General features: G+C 65.9%; 15 protein-coding genes. 5 read left to right on the forward strand and 10 right to left on the reverse strand.

Translation table 11 applies throughout. The features are described from left to right. Positions 1-49: 49 nt before the first annotated feature. The 3 genes from HG800_RS01420 to HG800_RS01430 form a co-directional block, all read right to left on the reverse strand. Entirely contained in the window at positions 50-880 is an 831-nt protein-coding gene (locus HG800_RS01420) for a PrsW family glutamic-type intramembrane protease (protein ID WP_169972908.1), read from the reverse strand. A 101-nt stretch (positions 881-981) separates the two neighbouring features. Then, entirely contained in the window at positions 982-1,959 is a 978-nt protein-coding gene (locus tag HG800_RS01425; protein ID WP_169972910.1) for an NAD-dependent epimerase/dehydratase family protein, read from the reverse strand. A 150-nt stretch (positions 1,960-2,109) separates the two neighbouring features. Continuing rightward, a complete protein-coding gene (locus HG800_RS01430; protein ID WP_169972912.1) occupies positions 2,110-2,712 on the reverse strand; it encodes an HNH endonuclease in 603 nt (200 codons plus the stop codon). A gap of 565 nt (positions 2,713-3,277) precedes the next feature. Between HG800_RS01430 and HG800_RS01435 the strand changes: the two genes are divergently transcribed. Further along, complete coding sequence (locus tag HG800_RS01435) at positions 3,278-4,531, forward strand: competence/damage-inducible protein A (RefSeq protein ID WP_169972914.1); 1,254 nt, start codon at positions 3,278-3,280, stop codon at positions 4,529-4,531. An 86-nt stretch (positions 4,532-4,617) separates the two neighbouring features. Here HG800_RS01435 and HG800_RS01440 read toward each other — a convergent pair whose 3' ends face one another. The 4 genes from HG800_RS01440 to HG800_RS01455 all read right to left on the reverse strand — a co-directional run bounded on the left by HG800_RS01440 (position 4,618) and on the right by HG800_RS01455 (position 6,798). Beyond that, positions 4,618-5,277, reverse strand: a complete 660-nt coding sequence (locus tag HG800_RS01440; RefSeq protein ID WP_169972915.1) for a hypothetical protein — start codon at positions 5,275-5,277, stop codon at positions 4,618-4,620. Positions 5,278-5,910: 633 nt separating this feature from the next. Continuing rightward, positions 5,911-6,189, reverse strand: coding sequence for a hypothetical protein (locus tag HG800_RS01445; RefSeq protein ID WP_169972917.1), 279 nt, complete (start codon positions 6,187-6,189; stop codon positions 5,911-5,913). An 11-nt stretch (positions 6,190-6,200) separates the two neighbouring features. Continuing rightward, a complete protein-coding gene (locus HG800_RS01450) occupies positions 6,201-6,596 on the reverse strand; it encodes a hypothetical protein (protein ID WP_169972919.1) in 396 nt (131 codons plus the stop codon). After that, a complete protein-coding gene (locus HG800_RS01455) occupies positions 6,568-6,798 on the reverse strand; it encodes a hypothetical protein (protein ID WP_169972921.1) in 231 nt (76 codons plus the stop codon). Before HG800_RS01455 ends, HG800_RS01450 begins: the two co-directional genes overlap by 29 nt. Positions 6,799-7,028: 230 nt before the next feature. Here HG800_RS01455 and HG800_RS01460 point away from each other — a divergent pair, with 230 nt between their 5' ends. Both HG800_RS01460 and HG800_RS01465 read left to right on the forward strand, forming a co-directional pair. Beyond that, positions 7,029-8,072, forward strand: coding sequence for an IS110 family transposase (locus tag HG800_RS01460; RefSeq protein WP_169973449.1), 1,044 nt, complete (start codon positions 7,029-7,031; stop codon positions 8,070-8,072). 12 nt (positions 8,073-8,084) lie between these two features. Then, positions 8,085-8,375, forward strand: a complete 291-nt coding sequence (locus HG800_RS01465; protein WP_169972923.1) for a hypothetical protein — start codon at positions 8,085-8,087, stop codon at positions 8,373-8,375. A 338-nt stretch (positions 8,376-8,713) separates the two neighbouring features. Here the strand turns inward: HG800_RS01465 and HG800_RS01470 are convergent, their stop codons facing one another. Next, positions 8,714-9,217, reverse strand: a complete 504-nt coding sequence (locus HG800_RS01470) for a hypothetical protein (protein ID WP_169972925.1) — start codon at positions 9,215-9,217, stop codon at positions 8,714-8,716. 430 nt (positions 9,218-9,647) lie between these two features. Here HG800_RS01470 and HG800_RS01475 point away from each other — a divergent pair, with 430 nt between their 5' ends. Further along, positions 9,648-10,802 (forward strand): hypothetical protein, encoded by a 1,155-nt coding sequence (locus HG800_RS01475; protein WP_169972927.1) that lies wholly within the window; start codon positions 9,648-9,650, stop codon positions 10,800-10,802. A gap of 27 nt (positions 10,803-10,829) precedes the next feature. On the opposite strand, the gene HG800_RS01480 is transcribed toward HG800_RS01475, so the two are convergent. Together HG800_RS01480 and HG800_RS01485 are read right to left on the reverse strand one after the other, a co-directional pair. After that, positions 10,830-11,669, reverse strand: coding sequence for a hypothetical protein (locus tag HG800_RS01480; protein WP_169972929.1), 840 nt, complete (start codon positions 11,667-11,669; stop codon positions 10,830-10,832). Between the two features lie 20 nt (positions 11,670-11,689). Next, complete coding sequence (locus tag HG800_RS01485; protein WP_169972931.1) at positions 11,690-13,069, reverse strand: sulfatase family protein; 1,380 nt, start codon at positions 13,067-13,069, stop codon at positions 11,690-11,692. A gap of 309 nt (positions 13,070-13,378) precedes the next feature. Here HG800_RS01485 and HG800_RS01490 point away from each other — a divergent pair, with 309 nt between their 5' ends. Then, positions 13,379-14,038: an MBL fold metallo-hydrolase gene (locus HG800_RS01490; RefSeq protein ID WP_169972933.1), complete on the forward strand. Its 660-nt coding sequence runs from the start codon at positions 13,379-13,381 to the stop codon at positions 14,036-14,038. Positions 14,039-14,205: the final 167 nt, after the last annotated feature.

Here is a 14,205-nt window from a genome sequence, read left to right on the forward strand (position 1 = left end):
CGATCATCGTTTCCTTAGCCTCACGTCCCAGAACCGGAACGACCGCGGATCACTTTTCTGCGTCGCTAGGGGTGATGACTCCCTGACTGGCGTGCTGAGCAACCGTTGCCTCGCTCCTGCAACCCACAGACCTCCGCTGGGCTCGAAGAATCCGAACCGCCCAGACCATCATCGTGATCCAGAGAAGGAAGCCCGCGCCGAGGATCCCCAGCGGAGCCCCGAGCGCCCTGAGTTCCGAAGCACTCGGTTCGTCGGAAATCTCAGGGAACTCCTGGTGCTCGAGCAATACGACCCCGACATCATAGAGGGCATGAATGACGAACGGCACGATCAGCGCAAAGATCAAGGGTCGTACTCGGATTCGATCCGTCCCGATGGCTCGACCGACAAAAAACCCCATGATCAGGCCCATCGCGCCGTGAGTCAGTGTCGCGACGCTCCGCGAAACCAATACCTCCCCCGGCCCCTCGCTCAGCAGCGCAAACATGGCATTTTCGATGGCTGCGAACCCGAGTCCGATCAACGCGCAGCACAGCGCCGCCTCGGAACCGACCCAATCTCTGAACGCGACCGCGGCGAGCAAGATGATCGCCAGCCGCGCAGTCTGTTCCGACAGCGCCGCCGTGAGAATTACCTCGACGATGCCCGACTGAACCGATCCCGGCTTCCCGGCCAGTGCCGCTTCGACGGGCAACAACAGGCGGTTGAACATCCCTGTCAGGACGAAGGAAGCCAGACCACCCCCCACGAACAACCCCAGGACCAACCAACGCGGGACATTTCTGCGGATCAACCAGGAGATTCCAATGGCCACAACCGCCGCAATCATCACCGCGGTCGTGAACGAGAACCCATTGATCTGAAGACCGTGTCCGCCCATCGTACCCAACCTCACCCGAACAGGCTTCGGCCGAACAACACGCAGACAAGACCTGATCTCTCTGGTTTATCGCGTTTCTGTGACCCTCACGTGGTCGGCAATCACTCGATCGGCCCTGTCGGCTGCTCCGCCTCGGCCAGCACATCGGCGAGAATGGTCCCGAGGTTTCGGGTCGGTGTATAGCCGATCAACCGCTGGATCTTCTCCAGGCTCGGCACCCGCCGCACCATATCCTCAAAGCCAGACGTGTACGCCTCATCATAAGGGATTGTCCGGATCTCGCTCCGTCGGCCGGTCAAATCCCGAATACGCTCGGCCAACCCGAGAATCGACACTTCCTCATCATTGCCAACGTTAAACACCTGCCCCCGAGCCTCGGGGTGATGGATCAACTGCACGAGCGCCTCGACCACGTCCTTCACGTGGGCAAAGCATCGCGTCTGCTGGCCGCTTCCGTAAACGGTCAGCGGTTCTCCCGCAATCCCCTGCGTGATGAACCGAGGTATCACCATCCCGTACCGGCCCGTCTGCCTCGGTCCGACCGTGTTGAACAGGCGAGCCACCACCACCGGCAACCGCGCCTCGTGCCAGTGGGCGAGCGCCAAAAACTCGTCGAGCATCTTCGCCCCGGCATACGCCCAGCGGCGGGTCGTACTCGGGCCAAGCACCACGTCATCTTCCTCGCGGAACGGGATCCGCTCACTCTTCCCGTACACTTCACTGGTCGAAGTCAGCAGCATCGGCCGCCGATACCGCGCGCAGCACCGCAACAGCACATCAGTCCCATTCACAATCGTTTCGATCGTCTTCACCGGCTCGTCCACCACCAGCCGCACGCCGACGGCGCTTGCCAGGTGAAACACCGCCTGACTCTCGGTGATGCAACGCTCCACCACGTCCGGCTCGGTGACGCTCGCCACCCGCAGCTCAAAGCCCGGACGCCCTTCCAGATGCGCGACGTTGGAAAAACGCCCAGTGCTCAGGTCGTCCAGGGCCAGCACCGAGTGACCATCATCGAGCAATCGCTCGCAAAGGTGGCTGCCGATAAACCCGGCGCCACCGGTGACCAGATAGTTCATGGATGGACCGGGTTCCTGGGGACACGCACCAGCGGGGCGGTCGGCCGTCGTCGGCAACGCGTCGCCCTACTGTCTGGTCCCGGATGAATAATGGCGACGAGCCTGCGTCTCGGGGCATTCCCCGGACGCCAGGCTCGATCAATGGCTCGGTCATACCCCCTCGTCGAGGGCCACGTTCCAGTACGCCTCGCTGACGAAGCGTGACCAGCTTTCAATCCGCATGGTCGAATAGGCATACAATGGCCTCCACTCCGGCCGAAACGGCTTCTTGCGGAGCTTCATCTGTGCCTGCTCGGGCGTGCGATTGGCCTTGCGAGAATTGCAGGCCACGCAGGCCAACACACAATTCTCCCACGACGAAACACCCCCCTGCGCCCTCGGCAACACGTGGTCGATCGTCAGTTCCGACGACCCCGGCCGTGTGCCGCAGTACTGGCAGGTCGAGTGATCGCGCTTGAAAATGTTGCGTCGGCTGAAGGTCACGGTCGACTCGCGATACCGGTCGTAGTGCGACAGCGTCACAACCTCCGGCACGCGCATGCGGAACGTCACGGCCTGGATGAACGGCTCGTCGTCCCGAGGTTTCAACCGGGCCCAGTCGGCCCAGTCGTAGAGTCGGAAATCGTCGGGGTCGACGACGCGGGCCGACTCGTTCCACAGCATCACCAACGCCCGAGACACCGAGGCCACATTCACCGGTTGCCAGTTCCGGTTCAGGACCAGGGTCGGGCGATCAAGGACAGCGGCGCTCATCTTGGGTGGGCCTCCCCCGACTCGGCGGGACCGGGTTCGCGGGACGAATCTCGGTCGAACCCCAAGCGGAGGGGCTCGACGCTCCCGAGGCTGGGCGGACGCAGGACAGTCGACCCCTTTGGGTCGCCGTACTATTATGACACGACGTCCAACCCTGTTCGCAACCTCGTTACCCTGCGACACCCCCAACCACACCCTCGGTTCACCCGTTTTCTCACAAAAACCTTGAGAAATCCGCGGCCTTCGTGCTTCCCTATCCCTTGCGAAATTCTCGTGAAGAACCCCCAAGCCCCGTTCCAAACCCCCCGCACTGCTCCCAAAATCGTAATTGCGTGCGACGATTCTCCCATCCTCCGAACAGCCGAGTCCGCTCGCCCCTCCCGAATGGCCCCTCGACGCTCAGCCCTGGGCGAACCTCTGCCGGATCGATTCCGCCCCCACCGGCCTTCCCTTTCCGGCGCTCGCGCCCTCCTCGCGGCCAGGACCGATTCCGAACCCTCGGTCACCGATTCCCGCAGCCCCTCAACCCTTTGAACCCTTCGTCCCCCCTCCCGAGCCCAACCTCATGCATGCCGAACTCCTGATGATCGGAAGCGAGCTGATTAGCGGCGCCAAGCTCGACACCAACGGCCAGTGGCTTTGCAACCGCCTTGCCTCGCTCGGCATTCCCGTCCGCTTCTCGACCCTCTTGGGAGACGACCTTGACGACAACGTCGCCGCCTTCGCCCTGGCCATCTCCCGATCCGATCTGGTCGTCACCAGCGGCGGCCTTGGCCCGACCCAGGACGACCTGACCCGCGACGCCCTCGCCCGAGCCGCCGGCGTCGGCCTCGTTCAGAATGACGAGGCCCTCGGCATGATCGAGGCCCTCTTCGCCCGCCGCAACCGCGAGATGCCCGACCGCAACCGCATCCAGGCCCTCATCCCCGAAGGCTCCTCGATCCTCCCGAACCCGATCGGCACCGCCCCCGGCATCTGGATGAAGACCGGCATCGCCCACGTCGCTTGCCTTCCCGGTGTCCCCCGAGAGCTGAAGGCGATGTTCGACGAGGAACTCGCCCCCCGCCTCCGCGCCGTCGGCCTGGCCGGTCGGATGATCGTCAACCGAGTGATCAACCTGTTCGGCCTCGGCGAATCCGAGGTCGAGGCCCAGGCCCCCGACCTCACCGCTCGCGGCCGCATCCCTGAGGTCGGCATCACCGCCTCCGACGCCACCATCAGCTTCCGCATCCGCGCCGAGGGGGCCGACGAGGCCGAGGCCCTCGCCCTCATGCAGCCCACCGTCGACGCCATCTACGAGCGCTTCGGCGACCTGATCGTCGGCGAAGGCACCGACGACGTGGCCGAGGCCCTCGTTTCACTCCTCCAATCCCACGGCAAGACCCTCGCCGTCGCCGAGTCCTGCACCGGCGGCCTCATCGCCCACCGCTTGACCCGTATTCCCGGCGTCAGCCCCGTCTTTCCCGGCGGCATCGTCTCCTACGCCAACGAGGCCAAGACCTCCCTGCTCGACGTCCCCGCAGATCTGATCGACTCCGTCGGCGCCGTCAGCGCCGAGGTCGCCGAGGCGATGGCCGTCGGCGTCCGCCGTCGCTTCGGCGCCGACCTCGGCCTCTCTGTCACCGGCGTCGCCGGCCCCACCGGCGGCTCCCCCGACAAACCCGTCGGCCTCGTCTACCTCGGCCTCTCCCTCGACAACCACATCCTCCACCGCCGCCTCTCCCTCGGCTCCGAACAGCCCCGCCCCGTCATCCAGAGCCGCTCCGCCAAGCACGCCCTCAACTTCGCCCGCCTCGGCCTCCTCGGTCAGCAATCGTAGGCTCCCCCGCTGTTCGACTCGTTGTCCGGGGCGCCGGAGTTGCTTCGACCCCGGCGATTCCGAGGAGTCGATCACATCGGGAACCCTCAACGTCGCAGCATCACCGCAGGGGCGAGGACATCCTCGGTGATTTCCCCCCCAATCAGCCTTCGGACGTAGCCGCGGATCAGCATCCGCTCCGAGTTCTCGCTGATCAGGGCACCGTTCGGGACAGTTAGCTCCGATGCGAAGCCAAACGACGACGACATCACGCGAGAGATCCAATCCCGTCCCGGTTGATCGTCGAGAATGCTGAAGGAGTGCTCATCAACGAGGAGAAACTGAAGGTACGAATTCCTGGGCCGGAAATGGCTCAGGCCCTCGATCGCGATCCTGGAGTTGCCTCCGAAGGACTGAATGGGGGCAACGACCGGGAGCGTGACGAAGCAGCCCGACGTCCTCGAAGATGCCCGGTACGGCCTCCATTGCCCTGCCGTCCACTCGCGAGGGTTGACGTCGATGGGGACCTCGCGAACAACTCGGATCGGCTGGCTCCCATAGCGATCAAACCGGCATCGGAACCGGACAATCAGCGATCGAGGGCTTGCCCCGGCTTCCGGCAATCGCAAGCGAGTCGAATAAAAGGCCAGGAAGTCGTTGGCCAGAATTCGGCTCCGGTCGATCAGGGGATCGGCTGTGTCGAGCGGGCGGTTGGGTTCTTCGGGATCGACGAGCTCGAACGCCAGATGCGCCGGTGGCAGGTACATCCGACGAGTCTCGTCCCACAGCCCACAGGTTACCGAAACCGAAACGAAGGTCCCTCCCAGATACGACGGCGCGGGAGCAGGCGTCGGAGTTGAATCAGGAACCGGATTGAGGAACGGTGAGTGGATCGCGACAACAACATTGCTGCTCATAAATCAACTTGGCTGGGGTCTTTAGGTCATCCATCTCCATCCTCGCGGGATGAGCAACCTCGCAAGCCGAGGATCACATCTCTTACCATCGCCGAGACCCCGCGTCCAACGAAAAAACGCGAGTCGTCGGCATCCGCTCGACTCCCGGCGGATACTTCGGAGGGTTGAACTGGCCTCATCAGTGTACCTCCCGGCAGATGTCTCCAAGCGTCGCGGACCAACCGGCCTTGTCCGACCGTGTTCACCGGGCTTCCCGAGCCGCAAGGCCCGGTGACGTCAGCCTGAGATAACGAGGGCCATCCCGTCATCACCGCACTCTGAATACTTGGTGAGGCCTCCTGGGCCACCCGCCCAGGCTTCCCCGCGCCGCCTGCGTCCCGGCCCGATCCGTTTCGACGAGCCATCCCCCGCTCCCGTCCAGGACCCCACCCCTACCATGGCCCGTCCACGCTGCGCTCGTGACAACAGTAGCCATGAGAGCGCTTAGGCGTCTTGCCACTGCGATGGCTCGACCCCGAAGCACTCCGCTGCGACCTGCTCCGCCTCGGACAGCGTCCCATGCCAAGTGTCGCCGTAGACGTCGCCATCTCGCGATTGATAACAGAGAAGGTAGCCGTGGCCGTCGAATTGGACCTCGATGTCGATGAGCACGTCGCGGATCGGAGTCGGCAGCGGGATTGCTGCCCCAGCGGGGAGCCACCCGGTATGTTGCTCGCCACCGATGCGGACGAGTAAGCCGACGACCCGCTTGACGGTGGACATCGAACCCCGCCTTAAGAATCCATTTCAGCCGTGAGGCCGCCTCGGGGGTCACCTTGAGGTGGCAAAACGAACTCCCCAGGCACCGCGCCGAGGAGCCCCACGACCAGGGCCTCCATCATCGGCATCGACCTCGTCACCTTCAAGAGCCCCACCTGCGTCTCCGACTCCCAAGGTCGCCCCGAGCCGACGCCTCCCATCATTCCGCCGGGTGCCACTGGCTCTGCCAGTGCCGGGCCGAACCGGAGCACTGGCAGAGCCAGTGGCACCAAGACATCAGCAGCTTTCATCCGCCAGTGCCACCCCACCGTCAGGACACAGGCCGAGGAGACCAGCAAACGAACGCCCCGCCTTGGCACCACGGACCGGTTATTGTTCCGATTATCGCTCAAGCCAATTGCGGGCAGCATCGTAGATGTTCTCGAGCGCCCTCGCTTGTTTCGAAGTTGGTGCATCAACCCCATTCGACTGCATCGCATCAACGGTCTCTAGGATGTCCTCGGCAGTCTCGTATACGTCTTCAGCCCACTGCCCAGCGCTTTGCGGCAATCTCCCGGCGGCGCAGAGTTCGATGATTTGGTCGAGTTCTTCACGCGGGTCTTCTTCGCTCACCGAAGTCTCCTTCATCGAAACATCGGGCTCGCTCGACCGAGGGCCGCCTAACGACAAAGCTCAGCGGACCGGCCCGCCGAGGGTGACCTTGATGATACCAGAAGCCGTCCGCGGCGGGCCGGGTCCGCTGCAGCGCGAGGAGACTCATCATGGCCTCCGCGACGCCTGCGACCGATTCGGGCCGCAGAATGGAGTGCGACCGGATCGGGCACACCTCCCGGAGCACCATGATGAGACCGTATCAGGCCGGGCATCAAGCTTACTGCGGCGTCGACCTGCACGCCAGATCGATGTTCCTCTGCATCCTCGACCCGAAGGGGCAGACGCTCCTGCACAAGGACATCCCCGCCAATCCGGAGGCCTTCCTTCAGGCCGTCGCGCCGCACCGCGACGGACTGGTCGTCGCCTGCGAGTGCACCTTCTGCTGGTACTGGCTGGCCGATACCTGCCGTGAGCACGGCATCCCCTTCGTCCTCGGCCACGCGCTGGAGATGCGCGCCATCCACGGGACCAAGACCAAGAGCGACCGCATCGACTCCGAGAAGATCGCCCACCTGCTCCGCGCCGGCCTGCTGCCGCAGGCGTATGCCTACCCCGCCGAGATGAGGGCCACCCGAGACCTGCTCCGACGCCGCTCCTACCTTGTCCGGCGGCGGTCGGAGGCCTTGACGCACGTGCAACTGATCAACTGGCAGTACCAGCACGACACGCCGACGGGCAAGCTCCGGTATGCGAGCAACCGCGCCGGCCTGCTCGACCGCGTCGACGACGAGTGCGTCCGACGCACCCTCCAGGTCGACCTGGAGCTGGCCGCGCACCTCGACGGCCAGATCGCCGAGCTGGAGGCCTTCCTCGCCGCCCAGGCCAAGGGCCACGACCTGCCGAACTACTATCGGCTGCGGTCGATCCCCGGGGTGGGAAAGGTGCTGGCGCTGACATTGCTCTATGAGATCGGCGACATCCGCCGCTTCGACGCGCCCGGCCGGTTCCTCTCGTATGCCCGGCTGGTGCGGCCGGCGAAGGAGTCGGCCGGCAAGGTGGTGGGCCGCTCGAACGCGAAGCTGGGCAACGCGCACCTGAAGTGGGCCTTCCGCGAGGCCGCCGCGCTGATGACCCGGCACGAGCCGGGCGTAAAGGCGTGGGCCGCGAAGAAGGCGAAGGCGACGGGCAAGGGCAAGGCGCAGGCGATCCTGGCGGCGCGGCTCGGCCGGGCGGTGTACGCGATGCTCCGCCGCGGCGTCCCCTTCGATGCGGAGGCCTTCATGCGATCATAACGAACCATCCCGATGTCCCGCCGGGGCCGGGGCGTGCCGAGCCGCACGCTTAACTCAGGCCGGCACCGCAACGGGGGCCGAGCGACCCGTGCCGGTCGGCCAAACCCTGGGGGCGTCTCCTTCCGGGCGACGCACCCCGAGACCGCCGCCCGCTTCGCCACCCGCCCCGACCTCGCCGCGAAGATTGGCCGGCCCGCCCCGGCCCCGGCGGGACATCGACCCGACCCGACCCGAATCACCCCCCGATCGGCCGCACGCCGATCGGCCCGAGCCCATCGGCCCCGCCGCCGAGCCGCCACCTAACGGGACACGTCTTGACGTGAGCCAATCGCGATGAGAAGCCGGCCGGCGGGCCGCGGAGGAGTGTCTGGGGCGCGGGCCCCCGCCGGGACGACGATCCCCCCGAGGCCCCGCCACGCGGGAAGCGACGCCGATCGCCCCCCGCGTGCCGACCCCCGAGAGCGGTTTGCGAGCCGATGCCCCTTCCCGCATCGCGACTCACCCACCCGACCGTCCCCGCGCCGACTGCGACCCGAGCCGATCCGTCGCGCCGCGCTTCACCCCGAACCCCGGTCAGGAACCCCCACCCCTGCCACGGCCCGTCGACGGTGCGCTCTTGACATCAGAGGCCATGAGAGCGGTTAGGCGGCGCCTCCCGGCACGACCGACACGAAGACGCTCTCGTCGGGATGGACGACACGAAGCCCGCCGCCCGGCTCCTCATAGACCTCCCCGGCCCAAAGAACGAGCGAGCCGGCGGCAAGGCGGAGCGTGACCTCGATAAGATCGCCCGACGCGCCCAATACCGAATCTACGCCCTCGACCAAGCCCAGCGGTAGCTCGGCGAGTTCGCGCATGCGAAAGATGCTACCCTCCCCCGCGGGCCAGTCCGGGATGGCCCGGACCCCGTTGATGCAAAGCCCCCAGGTGTCGTCATTCTGGTAGGTCCCGACGCGGAGGACAGCATCCCCGAATTCGGCGTAGAGGGTGTGCAGTTGTAGGAACGGGATCACCGGGTCCTCGAACTGCGGCAGGCCGGACGGCCCCCGCTCCCGGATCGCCATCTCGACGCCGACCCAGCGTGCGACGGCCTTGCCGGCGAGCTTGCGGAAAGCCGCGACCTGGTCGGCAACCCAGCGGTTCACGAGTGATCTCCGCCGCCTAACCTTGTTTCGTCGCACGATTCGTCGCAATTGCGACAAACCGACGTCCGAATCATTGTAATTGAACACGACTGAACGCTCGTCTATTCCTGAGCGTCACACGATTATGTGGCGGCAATCGCGGGAGATTGCAAGCAGATTCCCAGGCTTCGACCACGAGACAATAGGGCATCGGCGGACTCGGCTCGACGACCAGTCGGTCTCCGGTCCCGTCCTCGCGGCCGGGTCCGAGTCGATGCCCTCGATACCGAACATCCTCGGCGATCATGAATTCGGGGTTCACTCTGCGATTTCGTATGACCAAAACCTCGCCTCGGCACGATGGTAATGTCAAGGAGATCATGCGCGGTCACCGCGTCACGGTCCCGACGCATGCACCAGTGACGTTCACCCAAGCCGGAGTTCCCCGATCATGCCCAGCCTCCGCCAGATCGAAGCCAACCGCCGCAACGCCCAGAAAGCAACCGGCCCGAAGACCGATTCGGGAAAAGCCCGAGTTGCCCGCAACGCCTTGAAACACGGCCTCGCCGGTCACGGCGTTGTCTTGACCGACGAGATGACCGCGGCCATGGAGGAGCGGAAGCGGTACTGGAGCGCTCAGTATCGCCCCGACGGACCCGCGCAGCTCTGGCGGTTCGAGCGGATCGTGATTGAATCCGTTCGGGCCGATGTCTGTGTCCATCGCTCGATCGCTCTCCGCGACGAACTGGCCCAGCGGGCCTCCGAAAGCTGGGACGACGACCGAGCCCTCGATGCCGAAGTCCTCGGCCAGTCCCTCGCCGATCACCCCGAATTCATCCAGCCGACCCTCCTCCAATCCCGCCACGGCGTCCTCTGGCTGCTCGACCGCTGGGACGACCTGGCCGACCGCCTCGACCGCACCTCCGGCGACCTGAGCGATGCCGACCTGTCCCACCTGCTCGACTTGCTCGGCGTCCCAGCCTCCGACCGCGAGAACGCCCGCGCTCGATTGATCCCAACCACGTCCGACCCGCTCCAGCCGCTCGCCTCGATCCTGGTCGACGCCCGAGCCGATCTGCACCATCGGCTTGAATCGTACCTGATCGCTCGCGACGAGCGTGCTCGGATCGACGCTCAGGCCGGTCTGGGAGACGACTCGGTGGCCGTCCGCCTCCTCGACCGTTACGAAAATCAGGTCCTCCGCCGCCTTCGCCAGGCCGAGGCCGATCTTCGTCGCCTCCAGGGGCCTCCCCCCGCCGACCGTTCCCCATCCTCTCCCGCTCCGCCAATCAATCCCCACTCCCCGGCCGACTTCCCCTGCCCTCCCGAATCCCCGTCCTCCTCCCGCGTACCTCAGACCGAGGCACCATCCATTGCTCCGTCCCCCGGCCCCTCGTCGCAGCTTCGACCGATCACGCTCCCAACGCGGACCGGCGATGTGCCACCGGAACGGCTCCGGCCGTCACGATCGGCCTCGACCGCTCCCGCCGGCGTTCCGACGCCGCTGCATCTTCTCCCCGACGGCTCGATGCCCGCCAACCGCCGCGAGCGACGCGCCTTGAAGGCCTGGAAACGTCGCCAATCCGGCCGATCAACCCCGAGGTAACATCAACGCACCAAACAAAGCCAATCCTCACTCCGCGTTCCGATCCGTCGGCACCCTGACCAACCCCTGTTCCACGCGCTCCCAGCCCTTCCAGACGGCCGAAGCTCCCGGATGACGCTCCCGAACCCATCGGGTTGCCTCATCGAGCCGGTCGATCCGCTCCTCGTCCGTCTCTGCGTCCAGTGCCCCGACAAGCAACTCGGCCAGCCTGATCTCGGCGGAATCCTCCTCCGCAGCGTCGCGCAACCTGTTTGCTTCATTGCGGTTGTAGCGAGATGACTCCGCCAGCGTGTACAGTGCCCAGAGCCGGATGATCAGGTCGTCATGTTCGCTCAGCTCCCGCAGGGGAACCGGCTCGATCGCCTCCCCCGCCCCTGCCCCATAGGCCAGGGGGCGGAGCATCAAGAGCCGGAACCAAGCGGGCCAGCCGTCCCCCTCGCTCCGAGCCACGGCCATCGCATAGGCGCTCGGGTCGCCGGTCGCGGCCTCGGCGCTCAACGACTCGGCGATCAGGTAGCGGGCCAGGTCGGGCAGGTCGCGTCGGATGGCGATGTCGTACCGTTGCCGCTCGGTCGTCTCCGGGTTTCTCGCCAGGCGATCGGCCGCGTTGACCCGCTCCTCCTGCCCCCGGTTCGGATCGTGCAGGACGTACACATCCCTCCAGACGTCCCGGAGCGACCAGACCCCCCAGGCAAACCAGAGGATCATGCCCGACAGAATCACCAGACCTCCCAGCGCCAGGTACCAGAAGGCTCCGTACTTCTCCAGATTCGACCGCTGTTCCCACGGTTCGAGCGTCACGATCGGCAGGCTCGGCAAGCTCGGCTTGCCTGGCTCAGGAGTCTTCGACGATGAGGGTTCCGACATGGACGGCAATCTCCCGTGGCTCAATTCGCATCCGAATCGGCCGATCTCAACCAATCCTCGTGCCGCGCTTCCAGCTTCCGGGCAATCTCGGGCTGATCCTCGATCCGGTTCACCCGTTCGCCCGGGTCCTCCTCCAGGTTCACCAGGAACCTCGGGCCGAGGTCGGGGATCGGATTGGCCCCGTTCGTTGTATCTCTCGGGTTGCCGATCAGCTTCCAACGGCCTTGCCTCACGGCCCACTGCGCCCCGCTCCCTCGGCCGACCTTCCAGTGAACGACCTCGTGCGGGCTTGGGGCGTCGGGGTCTCGGAGGACCGGTGCCAGGCTCATCCCGTCGAGGTCGAGCCGGTTGTCCTCAATCCCGCAAAGGTCCATCAGGGTCGGCAGCCAGTCGCAGCCGAGAGCGACCTGATCGCGGGTCTCCCCCTCGGGCAGATGCCCCGGCCATCGGACGATCGCCGGCACTCGGATCCCTCCTTCGAACAGGCTGAACTTTGCTCCCCGGTACGGCCCCGCGCTGCCGCCGCCGAAGAAGGCCCGCTCCTCCGTCGAGTGCCCGTGGTCCGACTGGAAGACGACGATCGTCTCCTCGGTCAGACCGAGCCGATCGATTGCCTCCATCAGCCTCCCGACCCGGGCGTCGAGGGTCGAGACGAAGGCGGCATACTGCCGTCTCGGCTCGGGCAGGTCTGCGTAGTGATCCAGCCACTCCGGCTCCCCCTGGTACGGGTAGTGGGGCATGTTCAGAGCGAAGTACAGGAAGAACGGCCGGTCACGGTGCTCCTCGATGAACGTCTCGGCCCGCTCGACCATCAGGTCCGGGAAGAACCGGCCGGGCCGGTGAACCTCCTCGCCGTCGTCCCACAGGTCGTGCCGGTTCGGCCCGGCCCAGTAGAAGAAGTGGGAGTAGTTATCAATACACCCTCCCATGTGCCCGAAGCTGGAGTCGAACCCCTGGCCCCTCGGCATCGTCTCGGGGGAGTATCCCAGATGCCATTTCCCCACATGCCCCGTCGCGTAGCCGGCCTCTCGGAAGACCTCGGCGATCGTCACCTGCTCCGTCGGCATCCCCGGCACCCCCCGGGTCGAGCTGACGTTGCCCGGCACCCCGGCTCGGATCGGATACCGTCCCGTCAGCAGCCCCGCCCTCGACGGCGAACAGACCGGAGCCGCCGCGTAGAACTGGGTGAACCGCACCCCTCGGCTTGCCAGGGCGTCGATCGCCGGGGTCGTCAGATCGTCGGCTCCGTAGCAACCCGCGTCGATCGTCCCTTGATCATCCGTGAAGATCAGCACCACGTTCGGCTGTCGATCGTCTTCACCCTCAGGACTCTGCGCCGGCCCCTCGGCCTGAACCACCCCTGTCGCCGCCAGCAGGCAACTCAGAAACATGATGCGCATGGGACGCCCTCCCTCCCCTCCGTCCAGCCCTCGTCACGACCGTTGTACCCGATCATCGCCGACCCTCCCAGCCCCGGCCGATCGGCTCCAGAGGCACGCTCCCGATGGCCCCCAGTGCCGCAGAGCCACAGCGGGCGATCCGATCGCTCTCTCCTCTCCTCTCCGTCTCTGCGCGCGATCCCCCTCCCGTCCCCACCCAGCCTCCACCCTCGTGACCCGTACCGATCCTCCGTGTACGCTACGCCCATCGCCTCCGCCCGATTCCTCCCGGGCAACCCTCCGACCCCGACTCGAACGAGATCCCGAACGATGCGCATCCTCTGGTACGGACACGCCGCCTTCCTGATCGAGACCGAGGGGACTCGGATCATCCTCGACCCCTACACCTCGGCCGACGCCGGCTCCTACGCCCCCATCGCCGATCCGGCCGACCTCGTCGTCGCCAGCCACGAGAATGCGAAGTACCACAGCGGCCTTTCGGAGATCGTTCCCCCCTTCCAGTACCTGCTGGGCACGGAGTTCCCCTCCGAAGGAGTCGAGGCCCTCGGCATTCGGTTCGAGGCCATCCCGGTCTTCGAGACCCCCGAGAAGCTCCCCGGCGACGAGGTCACGATCCTCCAATTCCGGGCCGAAGGCCTGCATGTCGCCTTCCTCGGCGACCTCGGCCATGCCCTGAGCCCCGAAGAACTGACCCGCCTCGGCCGGCCCGAGATCCTCCTGTTCCCCGCCGGCGGCCCTCCCACGATCGACTTCCCGCTCATCCCCGATCTGATCGCGGCCCTCGACCCGAAGCTTATCCTCCCGATGCACTACCTCACCCCGAAGATCAACCTCGCGCTCCAGCCCGTCGAGCGATTCCTTGAGTGCTTGCCCGACTGGCCTGTCGATCGGGTCGAAGCCTCGTCGATCACGGTCGATCCCTCGAACCTGGGCTCCCGTCGGATCGTCGTGCTCGACTCGGCGCGATAGCCTGTCCGGTTCGTCCTTGAGATCGCAACCGAACCCTGGGAGGACCCCGAGCGCTCGCCCTTTTGCGAACCAGTGCTTTCGGAGTCCTTGCCCGATGCTCCTCAAACCTCGAGTCACATCCCTCGATTCAACCCTCTCCGTCTCTGCCCCTCGGCGGATCAGTGCCC

The organism is Tautonia rosea, from assembly GCF_012958305.1.
Classification (GTDB): Bacteria; Planctomycetota; Planctomycetia; order Isosphaerales; family Isosphaeraceae; genus Tautonia; species Tautonia rosea.